The sequence below is a fragment of the Marinifilum breve genome, assembly GCF_003202155.1.
GTDB classification, from domain to species: domain Bacteria; phylum Bacteroidota; class Bacteroidia; order Bacteroidales; family Marinifilaceae; genus Marinifilum; species Marinifilum breve.
In genome coordinates this window covers 35,279-54,645 of sequence record NZ_QFLI01000003.1, presented here as the reverse complement: position 1 = coordinate 54,645, position 19,367 = coordinate 35,279, and the positions used below count along the sequence as shown (strand labels likewise).

Annotated in this window: 19 protein-coding genes and 3 tRNA genes; 10 read left to right on the top strand and 12 right to left on the bottom strand. The window is 37.4% G+C overall.

Annotated elements, in window-relative coordinates:
- The first annotated feature begins 193 nt into the window (after positions 1–193).
- The 7 genes from DF185_RS07765 (at position 194) to DF185_RS07730 (ending at position 8,168) form a co-directional block, all read left to right on the top strand.
- Positions 194–805, top strand: a complete 612-nt coding sequence (locus DF185_RS07765) for an alpha/beta hydrolase (protein ID WP_110360187.1) — start codon at positions 194–196, stop codon at positions 803–805.
- A gap of 109 nt (positions 806–914) precedes the next feature.
- The gene (locus DF185_RS07760; protein WP_110360186.1) at positions 915–1,703 is read left to right on the top strand and encodes a hypothetical protein; all 789 of its coding nucleotides are present in this window, start codon (positions 915–917) and stop codon (positions 1,701–1,703) included.
- Positions 1,704–2,045: 342 nt separating this feature from the next.
- Positions 2,046–3,509 carry a hypothetical protein gene (locus DF185_RS07755; RefSeq protein ID WP_110360185.1) on the top strand — a complete coding sequence of 488 codons (1,464 nt, stop codon included), beginning with the start codon at positions 2,046–2,048 and terminating at the stop codon, positions 3,507–3,509.
- Between the two features lie 124 nt (positions 3,510–3,633).
- Positions 3,634–4,116: a hypothetical protein gene (locus tag DF185_RS07750; RefSeq protein ID WP_110360184.1), complete on the top strand. Its 483-nt coding sequence runs from the start codon at positions 3,634–3,636 to the stop codon at positions 4,114–4,116.
- Between the two features lie 998 nt (positions 4,117–5,114).
- Complete coding sequence (locus DF185_RS07740; RefSeq protein ID WP_110360182.1) at positions 5,115–6,350, top strand: hypothetical protein; 1,236 nt, start codon at positions 5,115–5,117, stop codon at positions 6,348–6,350.
- 523 nt (positions 6,351–6,873) lie between these two features.
- On the top strand, positions 6,874–7,608 hold the full coding sequence (locus DF185_RS07735; RefSeq protein ID WP_133249995.1) for a hypothetical protein: 735 nt from the start codon (positions 6,874–6,876) through the stop codon (positions 7,606–7,608).
- 191 nt (positions 7,609–7,799) lie between these two features.
- Entirely contained in the window at positions 7,800–8,168 is a 369-nt protein-coding gene (locus DF185_RS07730; RefSeq protein WP_110360180.1) for an ArsR/SmtB family transcription factor, read from the top strand.
- Between the two features lie 134 nt (positions 8,169–8,302).
- Here the strand turns inward: DF185_RS07730 and DF185_RS07725 are convergent, their stop codons facing one another.
- The 5 genes from DF185_RS07725 to sigZ form a co-directional block, all read right to left on the bottom strand.
- On the bottom strand, positions 8,303–9,007 hold the full coding sequence (locus DF185_RS07725; protein ID WP_110360179.1) for a glutathione S-transferase family protein: 705 nt from the start codon (positions 9,005–9,007) through the stop codon (positions 8,303–8,305).
- A gap of 20 nt (positions 9,008–9,027) precedes the next feature.
- On the bottom strand, positions 9,028–9,774 hold the full coding sequence (locus DF185_RS07720; RefSeq protein ID WP_110360178.1) for a sulfite exporter TauE/SafE family protein: 747 nt from the start codon (positions 9,772–9,774) through the stop codon (positions 9,028–9,030).
- A 219-nt stretch (positions 9,775–9,993) separates the two neighbouring features.
- A complete protein-coding gene (locus DF185_RS23555; protein ID WP_165835975.1) occupies positions 9,994–10,167 on the bottom strand; it encodes a hypothetical protein in 174 nt (57 codons plus the stop codon).
- A 77-nt stretch (positions 10,168–10,244) separates the two neighbouring features.
- Positions 10,245–11,225, bottom strand: a complete 981-nt coding sequence (locus DF185_RS07715; RefSeq protein WP_110360177.1) for a permease — start codon at positions 11,223–11,225, stop codon at positions 10,245–10,247.
- A 557-nt stretch (positions 11,226–11,782) separates the two neighbouring features.
- Positions 11,783–12,355, bottom strand: a complete 573-nt coding sequence (gene sigZ / locus DF185_RS07710; RefSeq protein WP_110360176.1) for an RNA polymerase sigma factor SigZ — start codon at positions 12,353–12,355, stop codon at positions 11,783–11,785.
- 159 nt (positions 12,356–12,514) lie between these two features.
- Between sigZ and DF185_RS07705 the strand changes: the two genes are divergently transcribed.
- Entirely contained in the window at positions 12,515–12,883 is a 369-nt protein-coding gene (locus tag DF185_RS07705) for a rhodanese-like domain-containing protein (protein WP_165835974.1), read from the top strand.
- A gap of 69 nt (positions 12,884–12,952) precedes the next feature.
- Here DF185_RS07705 and DF185_RS07700 read toward each other — a convergent pair whose 3' ends face one another.
- Both DF185_RS07700 and DF185_RS07695 read right to left on the bottom strand, forming a co-directional pair.
- On the bottom strand, positions 12,953–13,663 hold the full coding sequence (locus tag DF185_RS07700) for a TorF family putative porin (RefSeq protein WP_110360174.1): 711 nt from the start codon (positions 13,661–13,663) through the stop codon (positions 12,953–12,955).
- A gap of 3 nt (positions 13,664–13,666) precedes the next feature.
- Positions 13,667–14,392, bottom strand: coding sequence for a hypothetical protein (locus DF185_RS07695; RefSeq protein WP_110360173.1), 726 nt, complete (start codon positions 14,390–14,392; stop codon positions 13,667–13,669).
- A 169-nt stretch (positions 14,393–14,561) separates the two neighbouring features.
- Between DF185_RS07695 and DF185_RS07690 the strand changes: the two genes are divergently transcribed.
- Positions 14,562–15,716 (top strand): MalY/PatB family protein, encoded by a 1,155-nt coding sequence (locus DF185_RS07690; protein ID WP_110360172.1) that lies wholly within the window; start codon positions 14,562–14,564, stop codon positions 15,714–15,716.
- A gap of 44 nt (positions 15,717–15,760) precedes the next feature.
- Here DF185_RS07690 and DF185_RS07685 read toward each other — a convergent pair.
- The 3 genes from DF185_RS07685 to DF185_RS07675 all read right to left on the bottom strand — a co-directional run bounded on the left by DF185_RS07685 (position 15,761) and on the right by DF185_RS07675 (position 16,072).
- Positions 15,761–15,835: transfer RNA gene (locus tag DF185_RS07685), tRNA-Arg, on the bottom strand.
- A 43-nt stretch (positions 15,836–15,878) separates the two neighbouring features.
- Positions 15,879–15,953: transfer RNA gene (locus tag DF185_RS07680), tRNA-Arg, on the bottom strand.
- Positions 15,954–15,997: 44 nt separating this feature from the next.
- Positions 15,998–16,072: transfer RNA gene (locus DF185_RS07675), tRNA-Arg, on the bottom strand.
- Positions 16,073–16,354: 282 nt separating this feature from the next.
- On the opposite strand from DF185_RS07675, the gene DF185_RS07670 reads away from it, so the two are divergent.
- The gene (locus tag DF185_RS07670) at positions 16,355–17,527 is read left to right on the top strand and encodes an MFS transporter (RefSeq protein ID WP_110360171.1); all 1,173 of its coding nucleotides are present in this window, start codon (positions 16,355–16,357) and stop codon (positions 17,525–17,527) included.
- A 49-nt stretch (positions 17,528–17,576) separates the two neighbouring features.
- Here DF185_RS07670 and DF185_RS07665 read toward each other — a convergent pair whose 3' ends face one another.
- Together DF185_RS07665 and DF185_RS07660 are read right to left on the bottom strand one after the other, a co-directional pair.
- A complete protein-coding gene (locus tag DF185_RS07665) occupies positions 17,577–18,341 on the bottom strand; it encodes an MBL fold metallo-hydrolase (protein ID WP_110360170.1) in 765 nt (254 codons plus the stop codon).
- Between the two features lie 30 nt (positions 18,342–18,371).
- On the bottom strand, positions 18,372–19,304 hold the full coding sequence (locus DF185_RS07660) for a bile acid:sodium symporter family protein (RefSeq protein WP_110360169.1): 933 nt from the start codon (positions 19,302–19,304) through the stop codon (positions 18,372–18,374).
- Positions 19,305–19,367 lie beyond the last annotated feature (63 nt).

The following is a 19,367-nucleotide window of genomic DNA, read 5'->3' as shown; positions in this document are numbered from 1 at the left end:
AGCCTGGTTATCCTTTTTGTACCTCTTATCAGCAATGAAATAAAAAGAAGTTTGGCAGATCAGAGTATTTATTGATTATCCGGTACGTGTATCATCATTTTCGCTTGTCTATAGATTATAGATAAAACAAATTACAGATGTAAGATTGCAGTGAACTTGAATGTAGAATCTGTAATCTATAAACAATTAGCACATGAAGGAATTAATTACAAAATCGATTTTACTGTTTTTTTTAGGCTTAAGTATTGTATCCTGTAGCGATGATGATGTAGATTACTCGCTACAATCGAAGTTTGATATTTTCGAGGTGCAAGCTGATAATAAAACGGTTCACATGAATGGTGAAATATACACGAGAACTTTGAAAGACTTTAAGCATATGCTAGAAGGGCATCCAAACATCAATTTGATTAAAATGATTGAGGTGCCAGGTTCTAACGATGATGAGACAAATTTCAAGATTGGTAAACTTTTGAGAGAGAAAGGAATCAATACCCATATTGTAGACAATGGAATGATAGCATCGGGAGGAGTTGATTTCTTTTTAGCGGGAGTAAAACGTACAAAAGAGGGTACTGTAAAATTAGGAGTACATTCCTGGTCTGATGGTGATGGAAAGCAAGCCATCGATTTTCCTGAAAACAGTTCAGAACATAGACCAAATATTCAATACTACGAAGATTTGGGGTATTCTAAAGAGTGGTCAAAAGATTTTTATTTCTTCACAATTAAAGCTGCGAAAGCTGAAGATGTACACTGGATGACAAAAGAAGAAATCGAAAAATATAAAATGTTTACAGAATAAGAGTTTAGCAATATCAATGGATCAATTCGTTACTGCTTTAGGGTGGTAACGAATTTTCTTGTATGTGATGATTTACCTTTATTCTGTAGGATTATAATCAAAATAGCATATGAATAAATTAGGAATGAAATTGATTTTGTTGGCACTATCGTTTATGGTGTTAACGGCCTGTGATGAGGATGATGGCTATGATACCAGTTTAAAAAAGGATCCTCCTTTGTTTGAAATGGGAACCATGTATTTGGAGCCAACAATGGTAACCGATAAAGATCCATCGACATTTAAGACGATAATCTATAAGGGGCAATTCGATCGTCGCATGTTTGATAGAAGGGTAGACCGTGATGTAAAGGTACATGCCTACGTGTTCGATATTACTTTTGATGATGGATTAACATGTGAGGCACAGGTGAACCTGGAGTTCGAATCGAGAGAGAATGCTTTGGTAGAGGCAGAAAAATATTCTACGGCAATCGGACGAATTCCTCACTGTTTGAGAGAGAAGATTAGAACCATTAGCATCCACAAAGGAAACAATTACTTTGGCGGTGGCGATGGCGATATATTGGTTCATACCGGAATGGGAGAAGAGTACATTAAAGAAGGAGTTTTGGAAGAAGCCATGATTCATGAGGCTGGTCACGTAAGTTTAGATCCATATCACTACAACAAAGCATACCGAAAAGCACAAGCTGATGATGTGGCCTTTGTTTCGAAATATGCCGAAGATTATCCGGATCGTGAAGATATCGCAGAAAGCTTTGTTACCTTTTTAATGGTAGAATGCAAAGCCGATCGTATTGATGACGACATGCTGGAAAAAATTAAGACCGGGAACAAACACAGACTTGCATATTTCAGAGCTCAGAATTTTAACGTGTATCCGTTTAAACGTTAATTTTCCACTTAAAACTGATTGAAAGAGGCTGTCTAAAAAGTACAAAATTATTGTCATTCTGAGTAAAACGAAGAATCTCCAGAATTGAGAATCAGATGTTTCACTTTGTTCAACATGACACTACATGAATTAAACTTACTTTTTGGACAGCCTCTTTTAATGCAAGCTCGAGGCCAAGTTTAAAAAAAGTTTATGCTGGCAAAAACAGAATCTTAATTCCGCAAACGATATAAGTGCTATCCCTTTAAAAATGGGGCTTCTAAGGGAAGATGTATTGGTGAGAATTCAGTACCTTTAAGCATTGAATACACACCGAATCATAAATTACAAGAAGTCTGGCGAATGATAAATGAAGTTGTAAAAGTACACGATAAGTTTTCTGTAGAGATAAAAATGGGTTATGAACCCAGCAAGGAAAGGAAGGTAAATGAGTTTTCGATTAAAACCTGGCTGTTCGTTCCAAGCAGTTTGGATATCAATCCATCCACCTATAAGAAGGAAGACTTTTACAACGATTTTAATTCCAATATCCGTTTGATTACCCCGCCTTACCTGCTAAGGGAAATTGCCTTGGGCGATCAATCTGTATTCAAGTATTTGGAGGACTCTTTCCAGAAGGTAGCCAATTATCCCACCCCAAAGAATGAGGCAAACTACGAGTATCACATTCGTATGTTTCATACCATTCTTCGTGCTGCGCTTCGCCGCGAAATTCAGCACATCCTGAGAAATGAACAGGCCGATGACCGTCAATATCTCGTTAAGGATTACCTGGCTAATGTTCGAAAAATTGGGGAGCGATACCGTGAGCTAAGAAGAATAGTAAATGTTCCCACGGTTCGCAAGGAGATGTTTGATTACTTCTTGTTTGGAGATGAGTTTATGAGCAATCAGTTCGATGAGCACTCCTACTATTTGCATCGTGGATTGCGCAAAGTGAACGATCCGGAGATTGAGAAACGCAAGCAAGAAATTTTAAACCTGGTGCGCGATGAAGTAGCCTACAAAAAAAGCAAAAACTACCTGGTGGTAGAGGACAAGCCTACCGATAAAAACCGATGGTTTGTGCACCGCAGGGGAGCGTTTAAGAAATATTTCGAGGGGCAGCTATTGCTATCGGTCCGCAAGAAAAAGGAAGGGGTACTCATGATTCAGTTTCTGTACAGCATTGCCGCAGGATTGGCCATGATTATTGGTGCAGCTCTTACCTTCGTGTTTCAGCAAAGTCTGGGAAGCTTTACCATTCCTTTGTTTGTTGCCTTGGTAATTATCTACATGCTCAAGGATAGAATCAAAGACCTTAGCCGCCATTATTTGGTGGGGAAGATCAACAAACGATTTTTCGACCACAAGAGTGTTATCCGCGTAAAGGGTGATGAGAAAATTGGTTGGTGTAAGGAAAGTTTCGACTTTGTTCGCGAGGATACGGTTCCACTTCGTGTAATGAAACATCGAAACCGATCCCGAATTGTGGATGTGGAAAGCCGTGGCGTGGGCGAGAAAATCATCTTTTACCGAAAGCTGGTTCGTTTGGATCAAAAAGCTTTGGACAACTCCTATGGCAACTACAACATTACAGGAGTTGTGGATATCATTCGTTTCAATGTATCCCGATTTATCCAGAAAATGGACAATCCCGAAATTCCACTTTATTACCTAAAGGACGATCAGTTTGAAAAAACAGCAGGCGAAAAGGTTTATTTCATGAACATGGTAATTCGCTTCAAAATGGACGATCAGACTAGCTATCGTCGCTATCGAATCATTTTTAACCGAAGAGGTATCAAGAAGGTAGAGAAGGTGTAGGTTTAACTCCACTTTACAAAATGATAGTTAATGGTTCAAATTTATGACAAATGTCAGTTTTTGTGCATTTAAGTTTTATTAAATTGATACTGATATTTTTAGTATTAACCAAAAACTAAATTTCATGCAAAAAAATTTGTTTGATTTGGTTTTAACAGCTGAGGAGCAAACTCAGGTCGATACTGCTCTACAAACCTTAAATGATGTTTTGTTGGCTAAATTGAAAGTTCTTCCGAAAGAAGAGAAGAAGGACATTTTAATTATGGGCGATAAATCAGTGGCTTTTGTAGACAAGTCGCACGAAGTAGCTCGACAGGAAACTGCGATGCTAGGCGGATTTATCGATTTTGATGCATTCGATCACGATGTGGAGGCGATAGGCACTTTGCGTTCTATCGACTACAAATTGTCGGAGATTCTTTCAGCTGTTAAGGATTCTTACGCATTGGCAGGTAGCGAAGCTTATCGAACTTCACTTATTGTGTATAGTTTGATGAAGAATGCTGCTAAAATGGGACATCCGGGAGCTCAGGATAAATTGGATGAGCTGTCGAAACGTTTTCCAGGCCGAGGTGTGAAGAAAACCGAAGTACAAACAGACGAGTAAGACTCGCCTGTTTGATGGATTCAAAAGGAAAGGGTACCAGGCACGGTATCCTTTCTCAGTTTACAAGATCTTTATATAAACCAATATATGCAATAGTAGGTGTAAACTTCTCCTTCACATTTTGATGAAAGGGAAAAATTGCTTGATCTTTCTCTTGCCAGGCTCGCAATTGTCCGCTTGCAGCTCCACCTTGCTTAAAATTTGTTCGAGATTAAGCGAAATATCCTCCGCGTTTCTATCCAGAGGCTCATCATTGCTCTCTGCAACATCCACTTTCCCAACCGAAAGCTCGACATTGAGGTTTAGAAGCACAAAATTGAGGTATGAGAGGGCAATTTGCCATCATTTTTTAGACGAGCGCTTTTTTTTGGAAAGCAATGCTGAGCCTTCCAATGAAAATGTCGAGCTAAAATAGGGCAATGCCGACCAAATTTTGGGTAAACTCGGGCCTCAGAGGTGATTGGTTGATGTATGACTACACCTCTGTCGAAGGATTTTTGCCCTTGGCCGAGCCTTTCGAAGGAAAGTTGGAGGGCGTCGAGACCAAGATTGTTTGAATCGAGAGCAACTTGCAGCTCTTATACCCCAAAATTGTGGTCGCCGATAGCAATTTTGAACTGTACCTGCTTTTTTTTCTATGCTGATTGCCCTTGCTAGTCTACACTGAGAGCATCACTTGGAGTGATACCCTCAGCCATATGGATTTGATGCTCTCACTGGAGTGAGGGGTTCAATAAGAATAAGGCATTGGGTAGATCTGTTTGCCATAGGGCTTGCACACTATAGAAATTTGTGACGCTGTCAGCAGCTCCGCAGTCTGACAGGTCGTGAAAACCTGACAGCATCCGGAGGATCTGTCAGCCTTGACAATATTTTAGGATTTTTAAATGTAAGCAATCCATCTCATAATCTGCTGTAAAAAAGTATTTAATATTTAACAATTCACAGAATTAATTATTAAATTGGAGGGGAACTTATGAAAAAGAAGACTTTTTGTTATGGCTAAAAAGAGAAAATCGCAACATCATAAACAAGTTAGAAAGCTATTAAAACCAAAAGAAGGAATTAAGATTATTGAGAAAGAGTTGCAGGACTTCTTGATGGAGATTACACAGAACAAGCAACCGATGGCATTTTCCAAGGTAGAGCTAAAGATGATTTATGCTCTGTACATTAGGCTGTCGGGTCCTTTTGCCGAACCCGGGCAACACATATCGGATAAGGAACTGAAGACAATGGGACGTTTGCTTCAGAAACGATTAAGTGAACCATTGGAGAAAATTGATGGAAGATGGTATTCTTTTCGGGAGTTAAACCTTTTATTCTGCTATTTGCAGGTAATGGATGTAAACAGAGAGTTGCCTGAGCGAAGATTTACATTGTGGAAATACTTGGGAGGTGCTGCCAATATTGAATTGTCTAAGGAAGACTTTATCGATTTGATATTTGTTCATTTGTATAAAACCATTACGGCTTGCAGCGATGTTCGTAACAAGGTTTATACCTTGGCTTTAACATCAGCCCATATTGCTAAAAAAAATCCGATTTTTCATTTTAATACGCGCATGGGGGTGTACCATGCGGTTAATAAAAAAATTAAGATTGATGGAAAATACCGTTTGGCATATCGGATGATTAAGCCCAGGTTGAATGGGCCTTTATTCCTTAATTATGATGTTGGGGAGTTTAAAGAGTTTCATGATACGGATAAAGATAAAATTCCTGTGTATATACAGGCACATGCTTTAAAAAGAATGAAGGAGCGTCTGGATTTATTGGATGATGAAGCATTGAATTACAACCTGTTTTATAATCTTTACCACTTTAAACATTTTTATGATGTTCGTTCCTATATTCTGATTCCATATCATTTGTTTGATGTAAAGGTGGGGTATTTCTTTTGCAGGATTGTTGACAATTGCTTTGTGATTCGCACTTTTCTTTTTATCACCCATTTCTCAACGCCCGAGGGTAGTGATCTGAAAGACATCTGTGGTTTGGGCAAAAACGATGTGCCTTACTGGAAGATCGATCGCCTGAGTACCTTTATGAATGTTGATGCAGAACAGTATCCCAAACTATCGGCCATGTTCGAAGAGGCAGGTTGTGGCGACTTGTTTAAACTGCACAACGAAGAGTTCTCGGTTGAAGCCATGCAAACTGCCAATTTGGATGGATTGCGCGAGTATGTACTAAAAGGGAAAATGGAAGTGGAGGAGCCAGTTGAGAATTAAAGTTTTCTGCTTGTAAATCACTGAGAGCATCACTTGGAGTGATACCATCAGAAATTTGGGGTAGATGCTCTAACTGGGATACGACTCGTTATAGCTAAATTATAAATAGTATAACTTCAACTATAAACTCAACTTGTTTCAATGAGTTTTTCCCTTTTAGGGAAAATCCCGACAGGGAAAAGGGTGAATTCGTAAAAAATTATAATCAAATGCACCCCTCTGGCTGTCGCCTCCACGAAAGCTTTCGGGATCCCCTTGAAATGGGAGAACTTAAAAATTAATCCATGCCATATTTAATTTTTGTCATTTTGTATTCAAGAAAATAAATGTGAAGAAAGAGTATCTAACTGGAGTGAGGGTATCAATTAAAAATACAAGTAATGAGGAACCCGTTGATTGAATTCAACGGGTTTTTTAATGTGTGGATTGCATCTTTCCAGAATCGCCGCCGTCTTATAAGCAAACAATATTGATGTCATTGATATTACAATTTCTAATTAGGCCTATAAATAAGGATTGTAAAATGAGAAGAAAACGAATGAGTGTAATTGCCACAATCTTGTTGGTGGTAATGTTTATTAACACAGCTTATACAGAGATGAAAACAGAAAGTGTGAAAGATAGAATCGTGAATGCACAAGCCGAAGGCAATAGTGTATTGGTCGTGGCATACGATTCGGAATCAGAGAAGAAAAAAGAAGTGATGAACATGGTACTTGCCGTTGCCAAGGAATCTAAAGGAGTAAGCGTTGTTGGCTTGGATGTAAGCAAGAACGAAAATGAAGATTTGGTGGGGGAGTATAGTTTAAAAAGGGTGCCAATGCCTGTTGTCTTGATTATCGATAAACATGGTTTATTGGTTGGGGGCTTAACTTCGGTACAGGTAAATGAAAAAAGATTAAAAACAAATCTTCCAACACCATGCTATTCTGACTTATTGAAAAATATTCATGATGATAAAGCTACGATTGTTGTGGCTTATACCAATGGTATGGAAGAGAAGGAAAAAGCCATTGCTTTATCAAAAGATGCTAATGAAAAATTAGGTCATAAATCAGGATTAATAGAACTTGATGTAAATGATGAGGATGAAAAGAACTTTGTGGATATTTTGAGAGTTAATGGAATAGCGAAATCAACAATTCTGGTGATTAATTCGCAAGGACAATTAACTGGGAGATTCATGTCTGATAGTTCGATTGATGAAATTCGTGAAGCTGCATTAAGAGTGGTAAGAAGCGGTTGTGGCTGTGGTTGATTTAAGTTTCGTTAATTCAATATAGGGTGGAAATCAGATTACTTTGGTTTGAATTAGTATAAGAAGTAAATAGTGATTTTTGAAAAGTGTTTTTTTGATAGATGATTTTCACTCCAATGCCCCAATAGCAATTTCATTAAGCTATTGGGCTTATTTTGTTTTAAGTAAAAATTATATGATAGTTTTGTAGCATGAAGAAAAAAGAAGCGTACAATGATGTGAGCCTTGATTTGGCACCATTGCTAAATGCATTGGCACATCCGGCAAGGTTGCAGATATTATTACACCTGGCAAAATTTGATGAGTGTCAGGCTGGGGGAATTGCAGATAATATTCCTTTGGCACGGTCCACCGTTTCGATGCACGTAAGCAAGTTAAAAGAGGTTGGTTTACTGAATGCCGAGGTTCGGGATAAGTTCATACTATACAGCTTAAATCAAGAGAAATTCCAAACTGTTGTTGATTTGTTTACTGATTTAAAGTTGATGGTTACAGGATCGCTGGCCAACCAACAGGAGTGTTGTACTAAGGAGCTTGATGAGGATTTAGTATCCCAATGAGCTTTGAAGGATTCCGTCGCATGAAAGGAGATCACTACCATTTAATTTTTCCAATGCGACGGATTTATATTTCCTACGAAATAACACAGGGCTTCACCCTGTGCTAATGCTTGCGCCCTTTCAGGGCTAATTTATTACAGTGTACATTGACACAGGTTTGATGATGTTTTGGGAGGTTCTTCGCTCGAACTGTACAATTGACCGATATAGGTGGTCTTGTTCAAATAGAATTCCTCAAACACTTCCATGAAATCTTCGGGTACCGATTTGTTTGGAATACCCGTTGCCATTAAATGTTTTTGCCACTGGCGAAGTTTAGGATACTCAGCCAAATAATCGTAGCCGGTTTTGTCTTTTACAATTTGAGCTCTTTGAAGAATTGGCATCCAGGCGATATCTACCTGCGACAATTTTTCTCCCTGAAAGAATCTGCTTTGTCCAATGCGTTTTTCCATGCGTTCAAGTCCGTCGAAAAATGGAATTCCTCGTTCCAGCATCGCTTCCAAATCGTTACTGCGTTGCGTGTTGCATTGGTTGATGTATTGTTCTATGGATAAATCCAGCCATCTTTCATTGTCTTCCTTGTACCTGGTATCCAAATCCCTGAAGAGGGGATAATATTTGTTTTCGATGTATTGCAATACATCATTCAGGCCTGCAATGTAATCGCCCATATCGGTTTGAATGGCTGGTTCAATTTCAGGCGAAATGTCGACAAACCATCGAGGAATGTTATTCAGATCAAGAAATTCTGATTCGTAAGGAAGATTCAATGCTTCCAGTAAGGCTGAAATCCTTTGATAGCAAGGACAAATTTTAAAACTTATAATTTTTAGCATGTGTATGATTGTTATTGATATTACGATGTGATAACTGTAAGAAAAGTAAGGACCAGAGAGGCTATACTTAAAAGTGTAAATATGATTTTGTTCCAAATTAAGCTGCTTTTGAAAAGCAAATGTTTACCTGCATAACTTCCCAAGAGTACCATAGCTATTAAGATTAGCATGTTCTCCAAGCTAGGATATTGAACGTATTCGGTTTTGAGCATGGTACTGAATAAGCCCAATGTTACCACAATCATATTCTGAAAGTGGAGGTAAGGAATGGCCTTTTTCATATCTACTTTTAGCTTATTGGCCAGGTAAGGAATTAGAAGAAGGGCCGGAGAAAGTCCTACGTAGGCACTAATTCCAGAGGCAAATAAGCTGTAATAGCCAATTGCTTTTCCTGTTGGATTGTTATTTTGATTGGTCAGTACAACAGGAAACCACAGGTATAATAAGGATGAAGCTCCAATGATGAAGATGAATACCAGGAATAAGATGCCATCAGGTTTTTGACTGAACATACCCATGAGCAGGTATGATGTTAGCGAAGGCAAGAGCATGTATCGTATTAACTTCTTGTCGAATTCCAGCACTGCCATTTTGTAGTAGGGAAGAGAGTTAGCTAAAATCAGAATAAAGGAAATGATTTTGCTTTCGGTTGATACTCCTATAAAGTGGATCAAAACGCTTAGGTAAAGAATTCCTCCGCCTCTTCCAGTAAAGGATGCCAGTAAGGAAATCACGAAAAATAGTATGCCAATTTCAATGTAATTCATCTGCTGTGTTGGATTTAATACAGAACGATCTGCTCAATTAATGGCTATATCGATGAAATATTTAAAAGTGCCATTAAGCTCGCAGATCGTATCTGACCAATTTGGTTTGAACATCCTATGTCAAACCTTTCCCACATATTTTGTGTATAGAATTCCTGACTTTTAGTTAGTGGTTTGATTAGACATTATCGGTGGAATCCTATACACTGATTTATAGATTTAGCCGCAACAGCCACCACCATTTGATTGATTAGATTTTTTATCGTCTTTTACTTCTTCAATCTGAAAATCGCAACAGCTTGATGCTGGCTTTTTCTTTTTATTGTCTTTTACCTCTTCTATTTCAAATGAACAACAGCTTGTGTTCTTTTTCTTTTTTCCAAATAATCCCATTTTCTTAAATTTTAAAAGTTATATGGCAATCAGCTTTCAGCGTTCAGCTCTCAGCCAATGCCAATTGCTAATTTTGTTTACATGATAATATTGAATGCATAACCAGTAATAACTGCTACCAGGAAGATTACTCCAATGAATGAGAACAATAACTTTTTCTTGAAGATCTTCGCTAGCATTGTCATTTCAGGAATGGCCATACCTGCTCCACCAATGATTAGAGCAATTGCAGTTCCCATACCTACACCTTTCGAGATCAATGACATGGCAATTGGAATGGCAGTTTCAGCACGGATGTACAATGGAATACCCACTACAGAGGCAATCGGTACAGCAAAGATGTTACCATCACCTGCATATTGTGCTATGGTTTCTCCTTTAGGAAGATATCCGTAAATGGCTGCTCCAATGGCTACACCAATAAACAGGTAAGGAAGAATTGGCACCAATGAATCCCAACCAGCTTTAAGCGATAAACCTGCTTTTTTACCTATGGATAAAGATCTTCTGGTATCGATTCCATCGTTCACAGAGTGACCACCACCTGATACTTTCACGGCTTTTACATGCTTGGCAAAATTGAACTTTTGAAGCAGGTAGCCAAAAAGAACTGACAAGGTAAAGGACAGGGCAAAATAGATTGCCGCGTTCTGAACTCCCACTGTTGCTGCCAACATGGCTACAATAATAGGATTCAACAATGGTGATGATATCAGGAAGGACATAACCGAACCGAAAGGAACTTTGGCATTTAAAAATCCTACTGTCATAGGAATGGTTGAACAGGCACAAAATGGTGTTACGGCTCCAAATACTGCAGCGGCAATATTTCCAATGATTCCTTTTCCTTCGAATAGTTTTTGTAGTTTATTCTGATTCACATGCATCATGATGTACTCAATGATGGCTGTAATAGCGATGAACAGAATAAACAATTCGGCTGTAATGAAAACAAAGTTTCCCAGTGTTTTCGTTAGGTTGTCGTAGAATGGGGTTGGTACAACTCCCATTGTATGATAAAATAAATTTCGGAATGCTAATATTAAACTCTCTTGCATAATTTCTTACTTGTTGTTTTGTTACTTGAATAATTGTCTCTCACGTTTGATCAACGATTATCCTGGGCAACAAGTGGTCTTTCCACTTTTCCCATAAACCTGGTTGAAACAGATAATGGTCTTGTTCTTTGTCATTACTAATTCATTTAAATTCTAAACTCATAGTAAAGGCGTAGATGGAAAGTAAAAGATGCAAGAAGGGGTGACTTTTTTTGAAAAATCACTTTTTAGTATTATAAGTGTTTATTGATATGGATTTTAAATAGAAATAAAAAGTAAGTAAAAATAAGAATCAAGAGTAAATATCATTAATCCTTAAGCCGGAAGGCTCCTACTTTTTCCATTGATGAAAAAGTAGGCAAAAAATCTAGGGCGTGTAAACCCAAACTACTGATACTTGAAAACTTTAAGTGCGGCGGGGTGATTTTCGAACAAAGTTCTCAACTTCCCCTTCTTTCTAAAAGTTTTCTGCGTATAAGCAGCTTGACCTTCCAATGCCCACTGAGGTAAATTGTTGGTCACTAGAGTTTAAATTTGTCGATACAGGAGATTGTTAATTAGTTTTTTCTGTTTGCTCTTTTTTCCAGTAGTGGAGTACAATGACTCTTGATTTCGCAGGAAACAATATTGCCTTGAGCATCGAATTCCATATCGCAACATTCAAAAAACAGATCTTTTAGTTTTTTGCGAGCACGTTGTACCCTCGATTTTGCACCTGGTAAACTGATCTCTAACTTCTCTGCAATCTCTTTCTGAGGAATTCCATCAATATCACTTAATTTTAATGGAGTGCCATACTCTTCTGGTAAAAGATCTATCATATCAGCAATATCCTCTGACAGAATTTGTTGAAAAGCAGGAGAGTTTAAATGGTTTTGATTGATGTAATCCTCTTCTTGAATGGCTTTGTTTTGTCTTCTGAAGTAGTCAACAATGGTATTTCGTGCCACATAGAATAACCAGCTTTTCAAGTTTCGAATCTCTTTATCACGAAGGCAGGATTCCATGGCTTTTAAGAAAACTTCCTGCAATACATCATCAGCTGTTGATTCATCTTTAATTTGCTGACGAATGAATGCCAAAAGGTGTGTGCTGTATTGTTGGTATATGCTATGAATATCGCACTGCATGGTATTTTGCTTTTTGTTAGTACTGCAAATTAGAAAATTATTTTTCGGAATTCAAAAAACATGCTTTTGTGCGAGCTCGCTTTTCTTGACTTTAGAACTGCATCTTTTATAGTTGAGACTCGACCTATTACAAAAGAATTAATTGTAAAGAATGAAATTATGAGTTGTAGGTTAAATGCAGAAGAATTAGAGCCTTTCTATTGCGATGTTAATTGTGATAAGGCACGAGAATTAATAAATGATTACCGGGAATTGAAGGAGTTTCATGTGATTGATACTCGGAGTATTGAAATGTATAAAATGGGTCATTTGAATAAGGCTGTGCTCTTGGATGCTTTTAAGAGTAATTTTTCCGAGCTTTTGGGATACTTGCCAAAAGATCATGTTTATCTGGTTTATTGTACTGCGGGAATTCGAAGTTTAAAGGCCATTAAACTGATGAAGCAAATGGGATTCAAATACGTTTATCATTTGTATGAAGGCATTGAAGGATGTGATATTAAATTGGGAGACTTGTCAATAAGTTAAAATCAAAAACCTCCACATTTAAATAAGTGTGGAGGTTTGATAAAACTAAGTTTTAAAATGTATTGAGTGTTAAAAATTGAAACCTACGATTAAGTTGGAAGTTTCCGCTTCCGGGTTGATTGCCAGCTTGGCCCAAATGGGTATTTCCAATTCGCTGTTAATTTTCAAAACTCTACTTGCGCTAAGTCCAATATCTACAAGGTTAGTGTTTTTTCCGTAGATACTGTTTTCGAATACATTCAGTCCAAGATTAAAATCGACTTTTGCATCCTTAATCTTTACTGGATAGGCAAGGCCCAGGTATGATGAATAGTTTTGATTCTTGTGTTGATCCAGATCTCTTCCCCAAATCAAAGTACTCCAACTAATGCTTAAAGGAAATTGATTGCCACATTTAAAATGCAGGCTCGCATCCAATAAGTGGTTTGTTGATTCCCCTTTTAAATCAAAGTAATCATACTCATCAATTGAGGCTCTGTCTCTGGAAGCATACAAATCCCACAATTCAACAGATAGATTTTCAGATAACCTGTACCCTATATGGAAATCGAATTCCGAATATTCATTGTTAAAAGCATATCCACCCCAGGCTCCAAACTTGAAACTGCCTGATGTGAAAAGCAAATCTCCTTCATAATTCGCAGAATTACTCACCATGATTCCTCTCCAATAATGACGGGAAGTAATGCTGGAATTTAGTGTCAGTTTGCTTTGAGATTTTACTACTCCACAATTTAAAAGTAGCAAGAGGATACTAATGCTTGTAAATAGTTTCTTCATACTTTATTTAAGCTGCTTTACTTCAAACCCAGCACTGGCAAGTAAGGTTTGTATTTCTTTTATGCTGATAATGTTTTTGTCGTATTTGATTGCAATCATGTCTTTCTCCTTACGAATTGCAAAATTGTTGATTCTCGATTCATCTTGAAGTTTTTTAACCAGAGGTTTGATACAGCATGATTTGCTCAATCCCTTTAGTTTGAAACTTGCAATAACATGATTGTTTGCTGTACAACAACTTGATTGAATTTCTTTTGTAGCAATTTGAACAGGTACTTGTGCTCCACAACTGCTTCCGCATGATGCTTGGGAATTCAAACTGCTAGAGCTTGTACAACAAGAGGTTTCTTCAACAGGTTGAGGGCAGCAATCACTTTCGGTAGCTTGGCTTGATTTGTTTGTGTAAATCAGCATTCCAATTGTGAATATGCTTACGATCCAAAGGAATATTTTCGATTTTTTATTGCTTGGCGGTGTTTCACCAGGATTTGATCCACAGCAACTGGTATTCTTTTTAAAATACAATCGATAGAACCCAATTGCCAGTGAAAATAAAGCTACTGCAATAAGGTATGGTTGTATTGAATTTAAAAATTGCAATTGACTCGCTCCAATTCCTACCGATGCCAATATTCCTGCTGCAATTGGAGCTCCACAACAAGTAATGCTTCCCAATACAGCTAATAATGCAGCGCCAAAGCCTGCAAAAGTTGATTTTTCTTTCTTCATTTTAATATTCTTTTAAATGTGAAAACACATATTTAAGTCGAAGAAAGACTTGAAAAGATGCAGGTTCTTTATTGAAAAAAGATGTAGACGAATTAATATGAAGTTGCGTCTTTTTGCAATTAAGATCGTCAAATAGGCAGAAGAATTTAAATTTTAAGACAAGCTTAATATGAGATTAGATAGTAAATTAAGTTCCCTGCCAACTATAAAATCCAAACCTGAACTTTTGGATACTTTGTTTGGTAACCGGGATGTTCATCCAATGTGGGTTGCAGACATGGATTTTGAGGTTGCTCCTCCTATACAAGAAGCATTGATCAATAGAGTTTCTGGATCGGGCTTTGCCTATGAATATACGCCTGAATCTTTTTATGTTGCAAGGGAGAAATGGTACCAAAAAATGTATGGAATTAAACTACTTCGGGAGCATGTTTTGCAGAGTCCAAGTATTTTAACTTCTATCTCCATTATTATAGAGAATCATACAGAGCAGGGAGACGGGGTGATTATTCAGCCTCCTGTATTTATGGAGTTTAAAAGTACAATTCTAAAAAGCAATCGAAAGGTTGTGAAAAACCCTCTAAAATTTACAGAAGGAAGATATGAAATGGATTTTGATAACTTGGAGAAACTGGCCCAAAAGGAAGAAAATAAGGTTCTGATATTGTGTAATCCTCACAATCCGGTAGGTAAAGTTTGGACTCAAAAGGAACTCAAGCGTATTATTGAGATTGCTAAAACGCACAATTTAATCTTGATCTCCGATGAAATTCATAAGGATATTGTTTTGTTTGATAATAAGTTTCACTCGATCCTTAATTATCAAGATGAATACGATAAATTGTTTGTGTTGACATCTGAGGCTAAAACATTTAATTTATGTAGCCTGGTAGATACCATTGCAGTTATTCCCAATGATAACTTGAGAGAAAAAATGAAACATACACTATCTGTCTTTCATTTGGAAAAAACCAATGCATTGGGAAGAGTAGCATTACAGGCTGCATATGAGAAAGGTGAAATTTGGTTGAAAGACATGAAAGCTTTAATAGAGCAGAATGTGAATAGTATTGAAAAAGAGCTTGAAAATTGTAAGGTTAATTTGATTAAGCCTGAAGGAACCTATCAGGTTTGGCTTGATTTTAGGGAGAGATTTAAGGATTCGAAGGACTTATTTAGGAAAATTACAAAAGTGGCCAATGTGGGTGTAAATGCAGGTCATTGGTTTGGAAAGGAAGGAGCTTTATTTATTCGTATGAACATTGCAACTTCAAACGAGCAGGTTGTATATGCTCTTAGGAAGCTAATATCAATTCTGAGATAGAAATCAGTAAAAACACAAAAGGGTAGCAAATTGCTACCCTTTCGTGATCCAGCCAGGATTCGAACCTGGGACCCACAGCTTAGAAGGCTGTTGCTCTAATCCAACTGAGCTACTGGACCGGCCTTATAGAAACATTAAAATTTTAACTTTTAGAAAGTTTTGTGATCCAGCCAGGATTCGAACCTGGGACCCACAGCTTAGAAGGCTGTTGCTCTAATCCAACTGAGCTACTGGACCGGCCTTATAGAAACATTAAAATTTTAACTTTCAAGAAAGTTTTGTGATCCAGCCAGGATTCGAACCTGGGACCCACAGCTTAGAAGGCTGTTGCTCTAATCCAACTGAGCTACTGGACCATCCTTAAAAGGCGATGCAAATATAGGTATTAATTGCGCGTTAAAGCAAATGTTTTTGTGACTTTTTTTTTGAAAAAAGAGTTGGATTGCACTAAATGATTAGGTCTCAGAATGAATAACTGTTAATGTTTCTATAAGACCGGACAAAGATTGTTTACTGGGATTGTGGAATTCTATTGTAAACTGTGGGCAGACTTGTTTTTTCTTTCGTAGCAATCTTCTTTTTTAAGGTGTTTTAAGATTTGAATAGAGAAATTATCTTTGCAATTCAATTTCAGAAAAATGTCGAGAACGTACGCGGGAAATATTCCCAAATTATATGCTATTAAAATAGCAAAGTGGTTCATGTTAACCATGCCTATCATTGTTCTGTTTTACCAGGAAAATGGTTTAAGCATGCAAGATGTACTTACCCTAAAGGGGATTTATTCTGTTGCCGTGGTAGTTCTTGAAATACCATCAGGATATTTGGCCGATGTATGGGGGCGTAAAAAATCATTGATTCTTGGTGCGATATTGGGCTGTTTGGGATTTGTTGTCTACTCATTCAGTTATGGATTTACAGGATTTCTTGCAGCTGAATTAATTCTTGGAATTGGGAGTAGTTTTATTTCAGGTTCCGATTCGGCAATGCTATACGATAGTCTTTTAAAAATGAAACGTGAAAAAGAATATCTAAAGCAGGAGAGTAGGGTAATGTCTGTCGGTAATTTTGCAGAAGCAATTGCTGGAATTGCAGGTGGAAGCTTGGCTCTAATTAGTTTGCGAACTCCTTTTGTATTGCAATCCTTTATTGCCTTTATAGCCATACCAGCAGCATTTTTACTTTTGGATCCAAATCAAGATTCCAAAAAATCGAAAGCAGGTTTCAAACATATCTTATCAATCGTTAAATTCTCACTCTGGGATAGCGCAAAACTGCGTTGGAATATTATGCTTTCATCGGTAATTGGTTGTGCTACCTTAACTTTGGCTTGGTTTATACAGCCGTATTTAAAAGATTTAGATATGGAAGTAAGCACCATTGGAGTAATATGGACCCTATTAAATTTAACGGTTGGTTTTGTTGCTTTGTTGGCTCATCGGGTTGAAGGATATCTCGGAAAAATAGGAACTTCAGTTTTTATTGTAATTGGTATTTCAAGTGGCTTTATTTTAACGGGTTGGTTTCACTCTTTAATTGGAGTTGGTGTTTTGTTCTTTTTCTATTTTGTACGAGGAATTGCTACGCCTGTTTTGAAGGATTATATCAATAGAATTACCGAATCGGATATGCGAGCTACAGTTTTATCGGTCCGCAATTTTATTATCAGGATTTGTTTTGCTGCCATTGGACCATTTTTGGGTTGGTACACCGACCATTATAGTATTTCATCGGCCCTAATGTTGGCAGGAAGTATTTTCTTTGTTCTTGGCGGTGTAAGTGTGATTTTTATGAGAAAAGTTGAGAGCTAAATGATTTCCTCCCAACTATTCTTCTTATAGTATTTTGACAATTCCACTTTTAGACTTCAATTGTAAGTTCATCGTAAGCCAAATAAACATTTTCAGGAAGTTCGGCCTGAACATCATCATAGAATCCCATTTGGTGACTGATATGAGTAAAGTAGGCCTTTTCTGGTTTCAGTTCGTTTACCAGATCAAGAGCTTCCGACAGGTTGTAATGGGAAATGTGCTTTTCTTTTCTAAGCGCATTAACCACCAATATTTTGATGCCTTTCAATTTCTCCATTTCTCCAGGAGAGATATAGTTTGCATCTGTAATGTATGCCAAATCTCCTATTCGGTATCCGTAAACAGGAAGTTTTAGATGCATGGCTCTTATGGGTTGAATCGTAGTTCCATTTATTCTGAATGCATGGTTGGTCACCTCAATTAAATTCATTTGGGGAATGCCGGGATACTTAAACTCTGCAAAAACGTAGGCAAATTCCTTTTTCAAAGAGTCTTGAACGCGTTTTTCTGCATAAATATTTACAGCAGTTTTGTTCACCCAGTTAAATGCTCTAATATCATCCAATCCTGCAGTATGATCCTTGTGCTCGTGGGTAAATAGTATGGCGGATATATTTTCTACTCCTGCGCGCAGCATTTGGTATCTGAAATCAGGACCACTATCGATTACTATGTTTTGATTGTCAACATGAATCAATACAGAAGTTCGTAATCGCTTGTCCTTTTTATTATCAGATAAGCAAACAGGGCATTTGCATGCAATAATTGGCACACCTTGAGAAGTTCCAGTTCCAAGAAAAGTTAGTTTTACCATACTTAGTTCTAATCAGAATTCAACTCTTGGCTAGTTCGCTTTTTTTGAATCTCTGAGTTCTTTTCGGATCGATAGAAATAGTAAATAAGCCAAAACAAACACTGCTAGTACAGCTGAAGGAATTGCTGCTTTTTCGCCAAACAAAGTTAATGCGGTAACCACAGCAAAGCCAGAGCTTTTTACTGTTACCAATAAGTTTTGAGTCATAGCAACAGGAGCAGCAACTCCCAGTTTCTTGCTTATTTTTTCAAAAGTCCATCCTAAACCGAAAATCCCCAGAAATAACACCAAAGAAACCAGTAAGAGTATTTCAAAATTAGAAAAAAATACCTGTCGGTTTAAACCTACAGCGGTAAAAATTATTAGTGCAAATCCCCAATCAACAATTCTACCTCTCACTTTTTCGACTGTTGGTTTTATAGGTTGCCATAGTAGAAGTCTGGAAATCAATAAAGGAATTATTACCAGCTGAACCATTGCAATGAATAAGTCTGCTGGATTTATCCCGCCATCAACATTAGAAAATAGTCCAACAATTAGCGGAGCAAAAAATAATGAAGATATAAAGGCACCCAATGTTCCTACAATGGCATATTTCAAATCACCATCAAGTATATGAGAAAATGGAATAACGGCAACGCCGGGAGGTGTAGAAGCGATCACTACAAATCCTAAAAACAATTCGGGGGTAGGCATTAGGAAATATGAAAGAGAAATAACTACTGCTCCAAAAACCACATAATTAAGAAGGGAGCCCATAATCATTGGTTTGATCATTTTCTTTAGTGGGAACATGGCTTTGGTTGAAATTCCAGTTGTGGAGAAAGTCATAACTACGGCCAACACGTAAAAAGTGTAATTTTTAAACAAGGATGCATACTGACCAATGACTAAGCCTAAAATGACTGCCAATACCAAGATGAAGTTTCTATTTAATATGATTTTCGTGGCAAATTCTTTCATTTTGTAATAATAAGTGGTGATTTAGATGTAAAGATGTAACTTTTTGAAATGGTTTCAAAATTA